Source organism: Phyllobacterium sp. TAF24 (genome assembly GCF_052113785.1).
GTDB lineage: Bacteria > Pseudomonadota > Alphaproteobacteria > Rhizobiales > Rhizobiaceae > Phyllobacterium.
Window position 1 is genome coordinate 1 of record NZ_JBFRDN010000012.1, and the last position, 14,128, is coordinate 14,128.

At 54.1% G+C, this 14,128-nt stretch carries 13 protein-coding genes; 8 read left to right on the top strand and 5 right to left on the bottom strand.

Annotation, left to right across the window (positions count from 1 at the left end):
• The 4 genes from AB4Y96_RS12320 to AB4Y96_RS12335 form a co-directional block, all read right to left on the bottom strand.
• A partial coding sequence (locus AB4Y96_RS12320) for a histidine kinase dimerization/phospho-acceptor domain-containing protein (RefSeq protein WP_441917639.1) occupies positions 1-422 on the bottom strand: 422 nt, incomplete at its 3' end.
• 489 nt (positions 423-911) lie between these two features.
• Positions 912-1,220, bottom strand: a complete 309-nt coding sequence (locus tag AB4Y96_RS12325) for a hypothetical protein (protein WP_175540750.1) — start codon at positions 1,218-1,220, stop codon at positions 912-914.
• Positions 1,221-1,690: 470 nt separating this feature from the next.
• Entirely contained in the window at positions 1,691-1,867 is a 177-nt protein-coding gene (locus AB4Y96_RS12330) for a DUF4167 domain-containing protein (RefSeq protein ID WP_441917642.1), read from the bottom strand.
• 508 nt (positions 1,868-2,375) lie between these two features.
• On the bottom strand, positions 2,376-3,404 hold the full coding sequence (locus AB4Y96_RS12335) for a LacI family DNA-binding transcriptional regulator (RefSeq protein ID WP_091886457.1): 1,029 nt from the start codon (positions 3,402-3,404) through the stop codon (positions 2,376-2,378).
• 164 nt (positions 3,405-3,568) lie between these two features.
• Between AB4Y96_RS12335 and AB4Y96_RS12340 the strand changes: the two genes are divergently transcribed.
• The 8 genes from AB4Y96_RS12340 to AB4Y96_RS12375 all read left to right on the top strand — a co-directional run bounded on the left by AB4Y96_RS12340 (position 3,569) and on the right by AB4Y96_RS12375 (position 13,183).
• Positions 3,569-4,591, top strand: coding sequence for a Gfo/Idh/MocA family protein (locus AB4Y96_RS12340; RefSeq protein WP_441917644.1), 1,023 nt, complete (start codon positions 3,569-3,571; stop codon positions 4,589-4,591).
• An 11-nt stretch (positions 4,592-4,602) separates the two neighbouring features.
• The gene (locus tag AB4Y96_RS12345; RefSeq protein ID WP_441917646.1) at positions 4,603-5,499 is read left to right on the top strand and encodes a sugar phosphate isomerase/epimerase family protein; all 897 of its coding nucleotides are present in this window, start codon (positions 4,603-4,605) and stop codon (positions 5,497-5,499) included.
• Positions 5,500-5,621: 122 nt separating this feature from the next.
• Positions 5,622-6,833, top strand: a complete 1,212-nt coding sequence (locus AB4Y96_RS12350; protein ID WP_441917648.1) for an ABC transporter substrate-binding protein — start codon at positions 5,622-5,624, stop codon at positions 6,831-6,833.
• Between the two features lie 66 nt (positions 6,834-6,899).
• The gene (locus AB4Y96_RS12355; RefSeq protein WP_441917650.1) at positions 6,900-7,802 is read left to right on the top strand and encodes a carbohydrate ABC transporter permease; all 903 of its coding nucleotides are present in this window, start codon (positions 6,900-6,902) and stop codon (positions 7,800-7,802) included.
• An 11-nt stretch (positions 7,803-7,813) separates the two neighbouring features.
• Positions 7,814-8,626 (top strand): carbohydrate ABC transporter permease, encoded by an 813-nt coding sequence (locus AB4Y96_RS12360; RefSeq protein WP_441917652.1) that lies wholly within the window; start codon positions 7,814-7,816, stop codon positions 8,624-8,626.
• An 8-nt stretch (positions 8,627-8,634) separates the two neighbouring features.
• Entirely contained in the window at positions 8,635-9,708 is a 1,074-nt protein-coding gene (locus AB4Y96_RS12365) for an ABC transporter ATP-binding protein (protein WP_441917654.1), read from the top strand.
• A gap of 116 nt (positions 9,709-9,824) precedes the next feature.
• Entirely contained in the window at positions 9,825-10,619 is a 795-nt protein-coding gene (locus AB4Y96_RS12370; protein WP_441917656.1) for a DeoR/GlpR family DNA-binding transcription regulator, read from the top strand.
• 86 nt (positions 10,620-10,705) lie between these two features.
• Positions 10,706-13,183: a GcvT family protein gene (locus tag AB4Y96_RS12375; protein ID WP_441917658.1), complete on the top strand. Its 2,478-nt coding sequence runs from the start codon at positions 10,706-10,708 to the stop codon at positions 13,181-13,183.
• On the opposite strand, the gene AB4Y96_RS12380 is transcribed toward AB4Y96_RS12375, so the two are convergent.
• Positions 13,180-14,052, bottom strand: a complete 873-nt coding sequence (locus AB4Y96_RS12380; protein WP_441917660.1) for a LysR substrate-binding domain-containing protein — start codon at positions 14,050-14,052, stop codon at positions 13,180-13,182. The two genes, AB4Y96_RS12375 and AB4Y96_RS12380, sit on opposite strands and share 4 nt — an antisense overlap.
• Positions 14,053-14,128 lie beyond the last annotated feature (76 nt).

Below are 14,128 nucleotides of genomic sequence, written 5' to 3' on the forward strand. Positions count from 1 at the left end.
CTGGCATCGCGCAGGCAGGCGATGAACAGACTGATGGCGTGGATGGGCTGGCGCAGATCATGGCTTGCCTGTGCCAGAAACCGCGACTTGGCAAGGTTGGCTTCCAGCGCTGCATTGTAGGCCTTGTGGACGCGCGTGAGCAGAATATAAACATAGGCTGGAACCAGAATGGCGGTCATCACAAGGGTGACGACAACATAGGGTTCACTGCGCCAGAAACTGTTGAAATAGGTGGTGGCTGCCAAGGCAACCAGCGCAACCGCAGTGGCCGCTATCAGATAGCGCGGCCCATACCGCAACCCGTTGCCGACAGTAACCCATAACAATATGGCATATACTGGTAGGGCAGTCTCGCCGCCTGCGGACATTGCAAATGTCATCGCCAGATAGTCATGCGACATTGAAAAAATGCGGCGCAGCAAGTACGTCCCCGGCCAGGCAACGATACACAAGAACAGGACTGCCGATGAAATCACATAATACACCCAATAGGACACGTATATCGCCCTGAACTGGGAGGAAAACTCCTGAGATAGTCCCACATACACAAGATAACTGACAAAAAATGGGATGATGATAAGCCGAACGACAGCTTGTGCGCGTTCGGTGTCCTGCTCTTTCCGCTTATAACGCTGAAACAACCCGCTGAATCTGGCGGGTATGTTTACCAAAGTGGCGTTCCTTTCCATAAGAACCGGTGACCCTTTATATCGATCTTGATTATCGAAAAGTGGTTTTCTGAGAATTGCGTATAGATTTAAAATAAAAAAAGGTGTGATGACAATGTGCGGGATTTTACTTTTTAACCCCGCACAGATTGTGCTGTGCCCAAATCGTCCAGCAAGTACAACCCCCGTCATCCAGATTGACTGAACGATGGTGGTTGCACTCGGTTTTCAAAGTATTCGTTCTCAGTAATAGCACCCCCAGGGGCCGCAACGCCGATAGTATCCCGGATAATTGTTTCGCTCGACAGCGGCTCCCAGCGCGACACCGCCCAGAACGCCCACCGCAGCGCCAAGAGCGGCCGCGTTGCCCGCCTCGTTGGACTGCCGCCGGTTCTGGTCGTAGCTCGCTGTAACGCAGCGACGATGCGCCTTTGAACCGGGCTTTAACCCCGCTGCGTCGCATGTGTTTTTTGCTTCGACGGCTGATTCCTGGGCAGTCTGACACCCAGCCAGCATCAAAGCGATGCAGCTGATAAATACTATATTTCTCATAAGTTCCCCCGATTGCGATATGCAATTAATACTTTTATTTCCCTAGATTACGGAGTAACTCAGCGTCAATGAAGTTCGTGTAGTGAATATTAGCTATTGCTAAACTCAAAAATATTCTTGTTTTGCGGCAATTTCCAAGAATTAGTCAAATTGAAGAGCCGACGCGTGGCTGTTGAGGGCTGAGCAGCGGTTATCTGTCATGTGGCAGACGGCAATGAACCTCGCCGCGCATCGATCAATCAGAAATCGACAATAAAAAACACCGGTCTGGGAGCAGACCGGTGTTTGAATAACTTAAATCAATAGGTCATTGAAAAAGCAGCACTACATGAAGATCAAATCTTCAAGTGTCACTTTATCAAGCTTTCACGGTTTGAAAATCCGTAGTTCCACCTAGTTGATGAGTTTGTTACATGGTTGCTATACAGAGCAGCCCGTCAGCGGTTGTTTGGCCCGCCAGCGTTTCTACATCAATTATTGTCCGCATGGATTGAACGGAAATAGTGTTCGGCATGCTGATAGTAGTTTTCTGCCTCGACCTGATTGCCAACAAGCGCTGCTGCGCGTGCTTGAACGAGGTAGCGCTCGTAACTGAGCTGTGCCTTTTGGTCATTTGCAGACTGCGAAGTAGCAGAGTTCCTAGGCATTTGTACTGATCGAGCGCGCGATGGGTTTGATTTTGTTTGGTTCATATTCATTGTTGTGTTGGAGCCATAAGCGGCTCTCTCCTGTTCGATCTATAAATCCGGAATCCGGTCAATCGATTTGATCAGCTACAATCCGGCGCAGTTCCTCGCGCGTGAGCCCTGAAGTGGTAACTTCCCGGCGTTTGGCGATTTTGCCTTCGGATTGATCGTTGCTAATCAAGTGCATTGGTACAGGCCGCAAGATTGTGGCCTTCGTTTGAATCATTTCTTGCATATTGGTCCATGGCTGCCGCGATAAAGTCGCGCAGCGTTTCTGTTAAAATAGGTCTTTTGGAAACTGTCATAACGAGCCGCAGATTCAGCCACAGCAAATGTTGTCATTCTCATGGGGAAAAACGCGAGCTCATCAGGGAGCTCCAAAGACAGCCGAGATATTTTCATCGGCTTGATACATATATGATCATGCTGTGCGGCTATTTCAAGGCCAGTATGAAATGAGGAGCCTATTCTACAATTTGCCCTGATCGCTTTCGCCGGCGACCAGCTCCATAGGCCAGATAAGTTCCACTTTCTCATGCGGGTAGTGATCCTCAAAGGCTGGCATGGTTGAAAGCAAGGATTCGGCCAATTTGATACCGAGATCGCGCAGGGAAATTCTGAAACAGGTCAGCGTGGGCGAAAGAAACCGGCTCTGTGTGCTTTCCCGGAAACCTATCACGGCAATGTCACGGCCTGGACGGATATCTGACTCGTAGAAGCGCCTGTACAAGCCGAGGGCCATATTTTCATTGACCAGTACAATGGCTGTTGGTGTTGGCTTTTGGGCAAGGACGGCGCTGGCAATCTGATAGCCGCCTTCTTCATTTGCATAGGACCGGAATACATAATCCGGATTGAAGGCAATCCCTTTATTGGCGAGCGCACGTTTATATCCGTCGAGAAAAACGTAGCCGAGGTTGATGTCGCTGGCTGGTACTGCGATGGCGATACGGCTATGGCCCAATCCGACAAGCCGGTTGACCGCAGTTGCCGCAACACCCTCAAAATCAAGATCAATCCACGGATAGTCGCCAGCCGTCTCGCTACGGCCAAGAGCAATGAAGGGAATTTTGCGTTCCAGCAGAAAATCAATGCGTGGATCGTGTCGTGTCGTTGCCGAAATAATCAGCCCATCGACAAAACGGCGTGCAACCACGCGATTGAGATATTCGGCTGGCTCTTCGTCGGTGCCGCATAGAAGGGCGACAAGATCGAGGTGATGGCGCCGGAACACGGATTGCACGCCTTCGAAGACTGGCATGAAAAAGCCACCGCCGGTGTCAACCGTCTCAATGGTCGACTCGATCATGAAGCCGATCGTGTTGGTGGTGCCCTGCCGAAGACTGCGACCTGATTGGTTGGGCACATAGCCGAGACGTTTGGCCGCTTCGAGTACGCGTTCGCGCGTTTCCTGATTGACGTCAGTCTTCCCGTTAAGGGCACGGGAAACCGTTCCGATCGAGATATCAAGATGGCGGGCAAGGTCCCGAATGCTCACGCGTTTTCTCCCTGTGCGACTCGGCACTTACTCCCATTCGTTCTTAAAACATTGAAAGGGGGATTGACAAAAATAATTTGCCGATATGAAATCGTAAACGTTTACGGAAGCCATTTGCAACCGATTTAAGCGGTTTCTGGTGAATTTCGTTGGGAGGAGAGGAAATGCAGCGTGCCGTTTTAGTCGGCTGCGGAGCCATGAGCAAAGCATGGTTTGAGGCAGCCCGTACCATTGGCGAAATTGACATCGTTGGCGTTGTCGATCTGGCAAAGGAACGTGCAGAGGCGCGCATTGCGGAATTCGGCCTTACTTCGGCAATCGCATCCGATAATCTTTCCGACATTCTCTCAAAGACAAGTCCCAATATCCTGTTCGATATCGTCGTTCCGGCGGCCCGTCATGCGACTGTTGCTGCGGGGCTTGCAGCCGGTTGCCATGTGCTTTCGGAAAAGCCGATGGCAGAAACAATGGACGAGGCGAGGGATCTTGTCGGGCGTGCCAAAGCCGCTGGGCGTATCCATGCGGTTGTGCAGAACAGACGCTATCTCGCCCAGATACGGCGTATTCGTCAGCTTGTCGCGTCTGGTGCCATTGGCGATGTGACCAGCCTGCATTGTGACTTCTTTCTCGGTCCGCATTTTGGCGGATTTCGTGAAGAGATGCGCCATGTGCTGTTTCTGGATATGGCTATTCATACGTTCGATGCTGCGCGCTTTCTCGCCGGGGAAGCTGCGAATGCCGTTTATGCCCGGGAATGGGAGCCCGGCAATTCCTGGTACAGTCAGGGCTCGTCGGCTGCCGCGATCTTCGAATTCTCAAATGGTGCGATTTTCACCTATCGCGGCAGCTGGTGTGCTGACGGCATGCGTACAAGCTGGGAAAGTGCATGGCGCATTGTCGGCAGCAAAGGAACGATTGTCTGGGACGGACATGATGACATACGGGCCGAAGCCGTCACCTCCGGCAAAGATGGCCTGTTCTCCGGGGTGACCGCCGTCGAGATACCTCCCCTTGATGCGTCCCACCGCATTGGCGGTCACCTCGGAGTGATGCAGGATTTTATTGCTGCTACCCGCGGCGGCTCCGCACCGGAGACTGCTGGAAACGAGAATATAAAGAGCCTCGCCATGGTGTTTGGTGCAATCCAAAGCGCCGAAACTGGCCGACGCATTGAAATCACGATCTGAAGGAACTCGAGATGAGCAACCCGGCAAAATCGATCCGCATCGGCACCATGATCCGAGCCAATGCTCCGGATCCGGCCACCTATGTCAAAAATCTCCAGCCGCATGGCTTTGAGAGTATCGAGCCGTTCTTCTGGCAGGTAATGAACAAGGATTTGCCAACGCTGGCGTCCCAGTTGAAAGATGCGATCGGCGACGCCGACATCACGATCTCGACCCTCGGCATGTTTGGCAATCCGTTGGAAGATACCGAAATCGATCGCGAGACATTGAAGGGCTGGGAAGCATTGATCGACAATGCGCATCTCTTTGGCGCGACGACCATTGCCGGTTTCACTGGCCGTATTCGCGGCAAGCGAATTGAAGACAGTTTGCCCCAGTTCAAAAAGGTCTGGAGTGAGCTTTCGCGGCGTGCAGCCGACAAGGGCGTCAGACTGGCCTTTGAGAACTGTGCCATGGATGGCAACTGGGCGACCGGTGACTGGAATATTGCCCACACGCCCGATGCCTGGGAAATGATGTTCAACGAGGTTCCTGCTGACAATCTCGGGCTCGAATGGGAACCCTGCCACCAGATGGTTTATCTCATTGATCCGCTGCCGCAGATCCGTAAATGGGCGCCGAAGATTTTCCACGTCCATGGCAAGGACGCGACGATCCGCTGGGAAGTCATCCGCGAGCACGGCGTCTTCGGCAAGGAGAAATTTGTGTTCATGCGCTCGCCGGGATTTGGCGATACGAATTGGACAGATATCATATCAGAACTGCGTCTCGCTGGCTGGTCTGGATCCATCGATATCGAAGGTTGGCACGACCCCGTTTATCGCGATGATCTTGAGATGACCGGGCAGGTGCATTCCCTGAATTATCTGAAGCAAAGCCGTGGCGGCGATTTCGTCGCCAATCCCTGATTTCCCCTGATGGGCCCGCCTCCGGACGGGAGTTCCGGCGATGATGGAGATTCAAACCGACCACGCAATATGCGCCGCCAAGAAGCGCACTGCGGGTGTCGAGCAACACGAGGAGGAAGCCTATGAAACGCATTTCGCATTGGATTGCCGCCGCCACGCTAGTGCTGTCTGGCGCTGCGGCTCACGCCGAGCCGGTGACGCTTGATATCTGGACCATCGACCGGCCTGATCAATATATTTACCTTCTGAAGGATGAATTCGAACAGTCACATCCTGATATCAAGCTGAATATCAAAACTGTTCAGTTCCGCGATATGGTCAATGACCTTGCACGCGCCACAGCGACAGGTGAATCGCCTGATGTCACCTATATCGACAACCCTGAGGTGGCACTCTTTGCCTCACGCGGTTTGCTCCTTGATCTTGCGCCGATGCTGGCGGAATCAAATGTCATCAAGAAGGACGACATTTTCCCGGGGCCGCTTTCATCAGTGACATGGGATGGCAAGATTTACGGCGTTCCGCGCGGCGCCAATACGCTGGCACTCTACTACAATGCGGATATGTTCAAGGCAAAGGGCCTTGATCCTGACAATCCACCCAAGACGTGGGATGAGCTTTACGCTGCCGCCAAAAAGCTGAATGATCCGGCGAAGAATGTTTATGGTATGGCCTTTTCCGCTGTAGCAACGGAGGAGGGGACGTTCCAGTTCCTGCCATGGTTGCAGATGGCGGGAGGCGACTACAACAAGGTTGACACGGAAGGCGGTGTGAAAGTTCTCGAATTCTGGAGCAGGTTGCTCGACGAAAAGCTGGCCTCGCCCGATACACTTATTCGAGGTCAATATGATTCAACCGGAACATTCAATGCCGGGAATGCCGGTATGGTGATCTCCGGACCTTGGGAATTGCCGCGCATGACCAAGGAAGCGAAGTTCGACTTCCGCGCCGCACTTCTACCCGTTCCACAGGAAGGCGCTGTTCGGGCTTCTGCTCTTGGTGAGGGTGATAACGTTATTCTTGCCACGAGCAAGCACCCGAAAGAAGCCTTCATCCTGCTCGAATTCCTCTATGGCAAGATGCCTGATGTCTGGAACCGGTTTGGGTTTCTTCCAGCATCCAAGATCCAGTCCAACAATCCCAAAATACCGGCTATCTATGCTGTCTTTGAAGAGAGCATGAAATATGCGCGCAATCGCGGCCCGCATCCGGAATGGCCGAAAATCTCCAAAGCTATCTACACCGCCATCCAGTCGGCGCTGACGCATAAGAGCGATCCAAAAACGGCTCTGGCAACAGCGCAGAAGCAGATCGACGTGGTTCTGAAAAAGTAGATCGCACATTGCCCTCGCTTTCTGTTGGCGAGGGCAGCCAAYAACCACATGGCGCGGGAGGGCACTATGCAGGGCATTATCAGGACCATCAGGGATGGAAGCGGCTTTGATATTCTGCTGCTCGGACTGGCCCTGCTTTATCTCATTGCGTTTTCCGCATTTCCAATCCTCTACAACATCATCATGTCGTTGCAGACGGTAGACATGTTCACGGTGACATCATTCAACCGCCCCTTTGTCGGCTTGCAGAATTATTATGATGTGCTGTCTCAACCGATTGCGCTGGCTGTGTTTTGGAACACGGTTAAATTCGTGGTTCTGTCGATTGTCTTTCAATTGTCGATCGGCTTTGGGCTGGCGCTGTTCTTCCAGCAGGACTTTCCGGGTGCTACCTATCTGCGCGGCCTGTTTCTGGCAGGCTGGATCATGCCTGCGCTTGTAGTGGGCGCGATCTGGAAGTGGCTGTTTGCCGGAGATTTCGGGGTCATCAATTACGTATTGATGTCGCTTGGTGTTGCCGACGAGCGTGTCTTCTGGTTGTCAGATCCGAATGTTGCGCTCTATGCGGTGATCATTGCCAATGTGTGGCTTGGTATACCCTTCAACATGATCCTGCTTTCCGTGGGGCTCGCAAGCATTCCGCGTGATGTTTACGAGGCGGCGGAACTTGACGGCGCGGGACCCTTCGAACGCTTCTGGTCAATCACGCTGCCACTCATGCGCGCGCAACTCGGCGCCGTCATTTCGCTCGGGGTGATCTTCACCCTGCAGCAATTTGATCTCATCGCCGCGCTGACCCAAGGCGGGCCGGCCGATAGTTCGAATGTCGCGCAATATTGGTCATGGCAATTGTCCTTCCAGACCTACGAAATATCGCTGGGGAGTGCGGTCTCGGTCATGATGATCCTCTTCGTGATCATTGTTGCCGCCGTCTATGTCCGTTCCACCCGTCATGAACACAGCTACTGAGGAGAGAGCCGGTGAAACGTTACATTCTCCTCGCCATTGGCCTTGTGTTCACGGCGATCTATCTCTTTCCGCTGTACTGGATGTATCTCACGGCCTTCAAAGGCAGCTCGGAGATTTTTCAATACCCGCCGACATTCTGGCCCAAAGATCCTCAATGGAGTTTTGTCGAGGTTTGGCAGAGCCGGGGCATGGGGCGATATATCTGGAACTCGCTGCTGATTGCGGTGGGCGTCACCATTCTCGTCACATTCATGGGAACAGGATGTGCCTATGTCCTCTCCCGCGTGCGCAATATCTGGATGGATATGGCTCTTTTCGCCATCCTCATGATGCAGGTGTTGCCCTCATCGCTGATGGTGACGCCGATCTTCGTCATGTTCAATCAGATCGGTCTTCTGGCAAGCCCGCGTGTCGCGGTCATTCTGGCACAGACGGCCAAAATGCTGCCGCTGTATATTGTCCTGTGCCGGGCCACCTTTGTGCAGGTGCCGCGTGAACTGGAAGATGCAGCGCTTGTCGATGGCTCATCGCGCATCGGAGCGTTCTTCAACATTATGCTGCCACTGGCCCGCAACGGCATTCTTGTCACATCAGTGCTGATTTTTCTGCAATCCTTCGGTGAATATGTTTATGCCCGGTCGTTGATTGCCAAGAATGAGCTGCAGGTAGCGACGGTCGGCTTGCAGACATTCATGGGGCCAGATGCCAGCGACTGGAATGGGATCATGACCTATGCGGCGATCTACGTGACCCCCATCCTTTTCGTATTCATGCTGCTGCAACGACGCATCGTCAGCGGACTTACCGCTGGCGCGCTGAAATGAGGTGAACCATGCTTCAGATCGAAATCGACCACCTGAACAAGCATTATGGCGGATTTCACGCGCTGAAAGATATCAACATTGCTATCGAACAGGGCGCGTTTGTCGCGCTGGTGGGTCCCTCGGGCTGCGGCAAATCCACTTTGCTGCGCACCCTTGCCGGGCTTGAGAAGACAAGTTCGGGAGATTTGCGCATTGCCGGAGAAAGCGTGGTCAACAAACCGCCGCGCGAGCGGGATGTGGCGATGGTGTTCCAGTCCTATGCGCTCTATCCACACATGGATGTCGAGCATAATATGAACTATTCGATGCGTCTGAAGCGACGTCCCAAACAGGAGATTGCAGACAGAACACGCGTCGCGGCGGATACACTTGGTCTCGGTGCGCTGCTCGGCAGGTTGCCAAAAGCCCTATCCGGCGGTCAGCGCCAGCGTGTTGCCATGGGCCGTGCTATCGTCCGCAATCCAAAAGTATTCCTCTTTGATGAGCCTCTGTCCAACCTTGACGCAGCGCTCCGGGTTCATATGCGCAGCGAGATCCGCAAGCTGCATGAACGTTTGAAAGCGACATCGGTCTACGTGACGCATGATCAGGTCGAAGCCATGACAATGGCCGACCATATTGTGGTTATGCGTGCCGGAGTGATCGAACAGCAGGGCAGTCCGCTCGAACTCTATGATCGCCCTACAAACAAGTTCGTCGCCGGCTTCATCGGTTCACCCGCGATGAATTTCGTACCAGTCACCGTCAGTCCTGAGGGTGACAGACTTGTACTTGAGAAGGATCAGAGCCAATCGTTGCCGCTTGGCCGGAAGCTGGTTCCCGGTGCGCGGTTGCTGGCCGGTTTGCGTCCCGAGCATCTTGCGTTTTTGGGCGAACCGGGAGATCTCGCGATCAAGGTTGTCGTGGAAGCCGTCGAATCCACTGGTAGCATGACATTTGTCACCGCATCGGTTGCATCGCAGCAGGTTGTTGCCGCCCATAGTGGTCGGCCCAGTGTTGGAAGAAACAACGAGATCATCTTCTATATCTCGCCAAACAATGTTCATCTGTTCGACGCTGAAACAGAACTTGCCATTCGGTGATAATTGGGGGCGCGCAAGATAGATGATTACCGTAGGCGGGCATCTTGCTGCCATTTTAGTCGATGTGCTTGATGCAACATCTTGCAACATTGGCCGCGCTCAGACACATTGAGCGCATGTCTGAATCAACCACCCCAGCGGCGCGGGCTCTTGCTCCTCGTCGGCATGATGAAATCCTCAAGCGCGTCGCAGCTGATGGTTCTGTAAGCATTGCAGAACTGGCGAGATTTTTTGATGTCTCGCGCGAAACCATCCGCCGTGATCTAAAAGTGCTTGCCGATAAAGGGCTGTTCGAGCTTATCCACGGCGGCGCTGCACGATCCGACGCGGTGGAGCCGGGATTAAGTGAGCGTTCGCGCGAAAATGCGCAGGGCAAGGCCATCATCGGGAAGCTTGCGGCTGATATGGTTGAGGAGGGAATGGTTGTTTTCCTTGACTCGGGAACCACGACTCTCGCCGTAGCGCATGCACTGGCCGCGACCCGCAAGAACCTGACAATCTGTACGTCCAGTCTGGCTATCGCACTTTTCACATGCCATCTGCCCAATGTCCGCACCCATGTGTTCGGCGGTGAGATCAATCCCGAGGAAGAAGCCGCCTCGGGTATGGATGTGCTTCAGGCCGCAGAAGATTTTCGGATTGATGTGGCATTTCTGGGGGCGGGTGCCGTTACGTCTGAGGGCGATATAACCGACTTCACCAAAGGTGGCACTTTGTTGCGGTCCCGCATGATCTCAATGGCGCGAATGGCGTATTTTGTCATCGATAGCTCCAAATTTGGCCGCTCAACGCCACTCAAAATACCAAATTCACACGATGCGACGGGAATAATCACCGATCGGAACCCCAGTGATATTCTGACCGCTGTGCTCTCGGCCAAGGGTATGGAGGTCTTCATACCGGCCCATTGAATGTTGCATAATGTGATATTTATTGTTGATTTGTTGCGACTTGCCGATTATGGTGGCGGCCATCTCTTACAGATGGGTGGATCGTCATGGCAAAAGCTTTTCCAACACAGGCGCGTGTCGTCATTATTGGCGGGGGCATAATTGGCTGCTCGGTCGCCTATCATCTGACCAAGCTCGGCTGGACTGATGTCGTCCTTCTGGAACAAGGTCAGCTTAGCGGTGGTACGACATGGCATGCGGCGGGTCTCGTGGGCCAGCTTCGCAGCCATGCCAACATGACCGGGCTGATCAAATACTCGACCAAGCTTTACAGCGAACTTGAAGCTGAAACCGGGCTGGCGACAGGCTGGAAAAATTGCGGCTCTCTCGCTGTTGCCCGCACGCAAGATCGCATGACAGTTCTCAAGCGGACAGCGGCGTCAGCGCGTGCGCAGGGCGTCGATGTCGATGTGATTTCGCCTGAAGAGGCCGCGAATATCTGGCCGGTGATGGCATCCGACGATCTCGTCGGCGCAGTCTGGCTTCCGGGAGATGGCAAAGCCAATCCAACTGATCTGACACAGTCGCTGGCCAAGGGTGCCCGCAATCGCGGTGCCCGCGTCATCGAGCGCGTCAAGGTGACGGGTATTACCGTCAAAAACGGCGTGGCCTGCGGTGTTGAAACCGACCAAGGGAATATAACTGCGGAGATTGTCGTCAATTGTGCGGGGCAATGGGCAAGACAAGTCGGATTGATGTGCGGCGTGTCCGTTCCGCTGCATTCGGCTGAGCATATGTATATCGTGACTGGAAAGATCGAGGGTGTTCATCCCGATCTTCCCGTTTTGCGTGATCCTGATGGCTATATCTATTTCAAGGAAGAAGTGGGCGGTCTGGTGATGGGCGGTTTTGAGCCGGAGGCCAAGCCCTGGGGGATGAACGGCATCCCGGAGAACTTCGAATTCGCGCTGCTGCCTGACGATTGGGATCAGTTCGAGATATTGATGCAGAATGCGCTTATCCGTGTTCCACAACTCGAACATGCGGAAGTGCGCAAGTTTTATAATGGACCCGAAAGCTTCACACCCGATAACAATTTCATTCTGGGCGAGGCACCTGAGCTGAAGAACTTTTTTGTTGGAGCGGGATTCAATTCCATGGGTATCGCCAGTGCGGGCGGTGCGGGCAGGGCGCTTGCCGAATGGATCGTCAACGGCGCACCAACCATGGATCTTTGGCCCGTGGATATCAGGCGCTTTGCTTCCTTCAACAATAATCCGCGCTGGCTGCATGATCGTGTGAAGGAAACGCTTGGCCTGCACTATGCCATGCCGTGGCCCAACCGCGAGTTGGACACAGCACGTCCATTCCGCCGTTCACCGCTTTATGACCGGCTCGCTGCCAAGGGTGCATGCTTTGGCTCGAAAATGGGGTGGGAGCGTGCCAACTGGTTCGCAATATCTGGCGAAAAGCCGGAAACGCAATACGCCTTTGGTCGGCAGAACTGGCACGACGCGGTGAAGCGCGAAATGAAAGCGACGCGTGAAACCGCAGCGCTTTTCGACCAGACATCGTTTGCAAAATTGCTCATTCAGGGGCAGGACGCCTGCACACTGCTTAACCGTCTCTGCGCTACGGATGTGGATGTGGGCATTGGCCGCTCCGTCTACACAGGTATGCTCAATGAGCGTGGTGGATATGAAACCGATCTGACCGTCATGCGGCTTGCTGCCGACAGGTTCCTGATTGTGACAGGTTCCGCGCAGGCGGTGCATGATGCCGACTGGATCCGCAAGAATACGCCCGCTGATTGGCACGCTTCGCTGACCGATGTGACATCAGCCTATTCCGTTCTCGCGCTGATGGGTCCCAATTCGCGGGATATTCTGAGCAAGGTTACCTCGGCGGATTTGTCGAATGAGGGCTTTCCTTTTGCAACGATCCGCGAGATCGATATTGGCTATGCCACAGCCTACGCCAACCGCATGACCTATGTGGGGGAACTCGGCTGGGAACTGATTGTCCCGACAGAATTTGCCGTCGGTGTCTATGAGACCCTGCATGAAGCGGGGCGCGATCTCGGTCTTATCGATGCTGGATATTATGCGCTGGAGGCGCTGCGCCTTGAAAAAGGGTTCCGCGCCTGGAGCCGCGAGCTTACCCCCGATATCAATCCTTTCGAAGCGGGTCTGGCATTTGCGGTTTCGTTCGATAAATCGAGTGCGTTTATCGGCAAGGAAGCACTCGTTAAAGCGAAGCAAACAGGTGTGCCGCATCGCAAGATCGTGCAGTTTACCGTTGATGATGGCGAGCCGATGCTGTGGGGCGGCGAACTGATTTTGCGCAATGGCAAACCGGTGGGCGAGGTGCGCTCGGCTGCCTATGGGCACACCCTTGGCCGTTCGGTTGCGCTGGCGCTGATCGAGAATGCGGAAGGCGTGAGCAGGGAATTCATCGAAAGTGGAGATTTCGCGATCGATCTTGCCGGCGCGCTTTATCCGGCAACCGCCCATTTGCGCAGTCCGTATGATCCAAAGTCGGACCGCGTGAAGGCCGATACAATCAAGGTGCAAGCGGCAGCCTAGGCTGCCGGTGCCATTGATTTTGCGATGTCCAGAAACACACGCACGAGTTTGCCTGCGCTTCGCTCGCGCAGGCAGATCAGTGCTTCGTCCATGAGCACTTCGGGACCGGCAATCGGAATTTGCACAAGTCTTGTATCCTGACCGAATTCTGCGGATGAGACGAAACCGACACCGGCGCCCGAGGCGACGATTTCACGGACAGCTTCGCGGCCTTCCGCTTCAATTGCCGATTTGAGTTCAAAGCCCTGACTTGCGGCATGGTCCTGCAGCTTCTGCCGCGTTTTGGAACCGCGTTCGCGCATGACCAGCGGCAGGCGTGTCAATTCTTCCAATGTCAGGGATTGGGCTGTTGCCAGCGGGTGCTCATTGGAAACGAAGGCAACAATCGGCGTGGAATTGAGCTTCAATATCTCGAAATCGCGTCCGGTTGGAATTTCGCCGAGAACGCCGATATCGGCCTCATAGCTGTAGAGACTGCTGATAACGGTTTCCGTATTGCCTGCACGCACCGACACCTGAATGCCCGGATATTTTTCACGGAACGTGCCCAGAATATGCAGAAGATGGTGCGCCGCATCGGCGACGATGCGCAGGGTGCCCGCCCGTAAAGCACGGGATTCCGAAAGCAGTTCCAGAGCCTGTTGTTCGGTATCGAACATGCGGTGGGTTATTTCAAGCAGCCGCTGCCCGGCTTCCGTCAGCGTGACCTGCTTCTTGTGGCGGTTGAACAGCAGAATATCATATTCTTCTTCCAGCTTGCGGACCTGATCCGAGATGGCGGGCTGGGTCAGGAAAAGCATCTCGGCGGCCCGCGAAAAGCCGCCGCAAACCGCCACATGATGAAATGCGCGAAGCTGAACATAGCGCATGAATATCTCCTTTGACGGGCCTGCCTTGTCATATCAGGGTTGCCGAACTCCTATAGAATGTATCGCCTCAGCTTAT

Bases quoted from the DNA above. Each gene is read 5' to 3' on its own strand.
- AB4Y96_RS12325 (WP_175540750.1), bottom strand. From the start codon at position 1,220: ATGAGAAATATAGTATTTATCAGCTGCATCGCTTTGATGCTGGCTGGG.
- AB4Y96_RS12330 (WP_441917642.1), bottom strand. From the start codon at position 1,867: ATGCCTAGGAACTCTGCTACTTCGCAGTCTGCAAATGACCAAAAGGCA.
- AB4Y96_RS12340 (WP_441917644.1), top strand. From the start codon at position 3,569: ATGCAGCGTGCCGTTTTAGTCGGCTGCGGAGCCATGAGCAAAGCATGG.
- AB4Y96_RS12345 (WP_441917646.1), top strand. From the start codon at position 4,603: ATGAGCAACCCGGCAAAATCGATCCGCATCGGCACCATGATCCGAGCC.
- AB4Y96_RS12350 (WP_441917648.1), top strand. From the start codon at position 5,622: ATGAAACGCATTTCGCATTGGATTGCCGCCGCCACGCTAGTGCTGTCT.
- AB4Y96_RS12355 (WP_441917650.1), top strand. From the start codon at position 6,900: ATGCAGGGCATTATCAGGACCATCAGGGATGGAAGCGGCTTTGATATT.
- AB4Y96_RS12365 (WP_441917654.1), top strand. From the start codon at position 8,635: ATGCTTCAGATCGAAATCGACCACCTGAACAAGCATTATGGCGGATTT.
- AB4Y96_RS12370 (WP_441917656.1), top strand. From the start codon at position 9,825: ATGTCTGAATCAACCACCCCAGCGGCGCGGGCTCTTGCTCCTCGTCGG.
- AB4Y96_RS12375 (WP_441917658.1), top strand. From the start codon at position 10,706: ATGGCAAAAGCTTTTCCAACACAGGCGCGTGTCGTCATTATTGGCGGG.
- AB4Y96_RS12380 (WP_441917660.1), bottom strand. From the start codon at position 14,052: ATGCGCTATGTTCAGCTTCGCGCATTTCATCATGTGGCGGTTTGCGGC.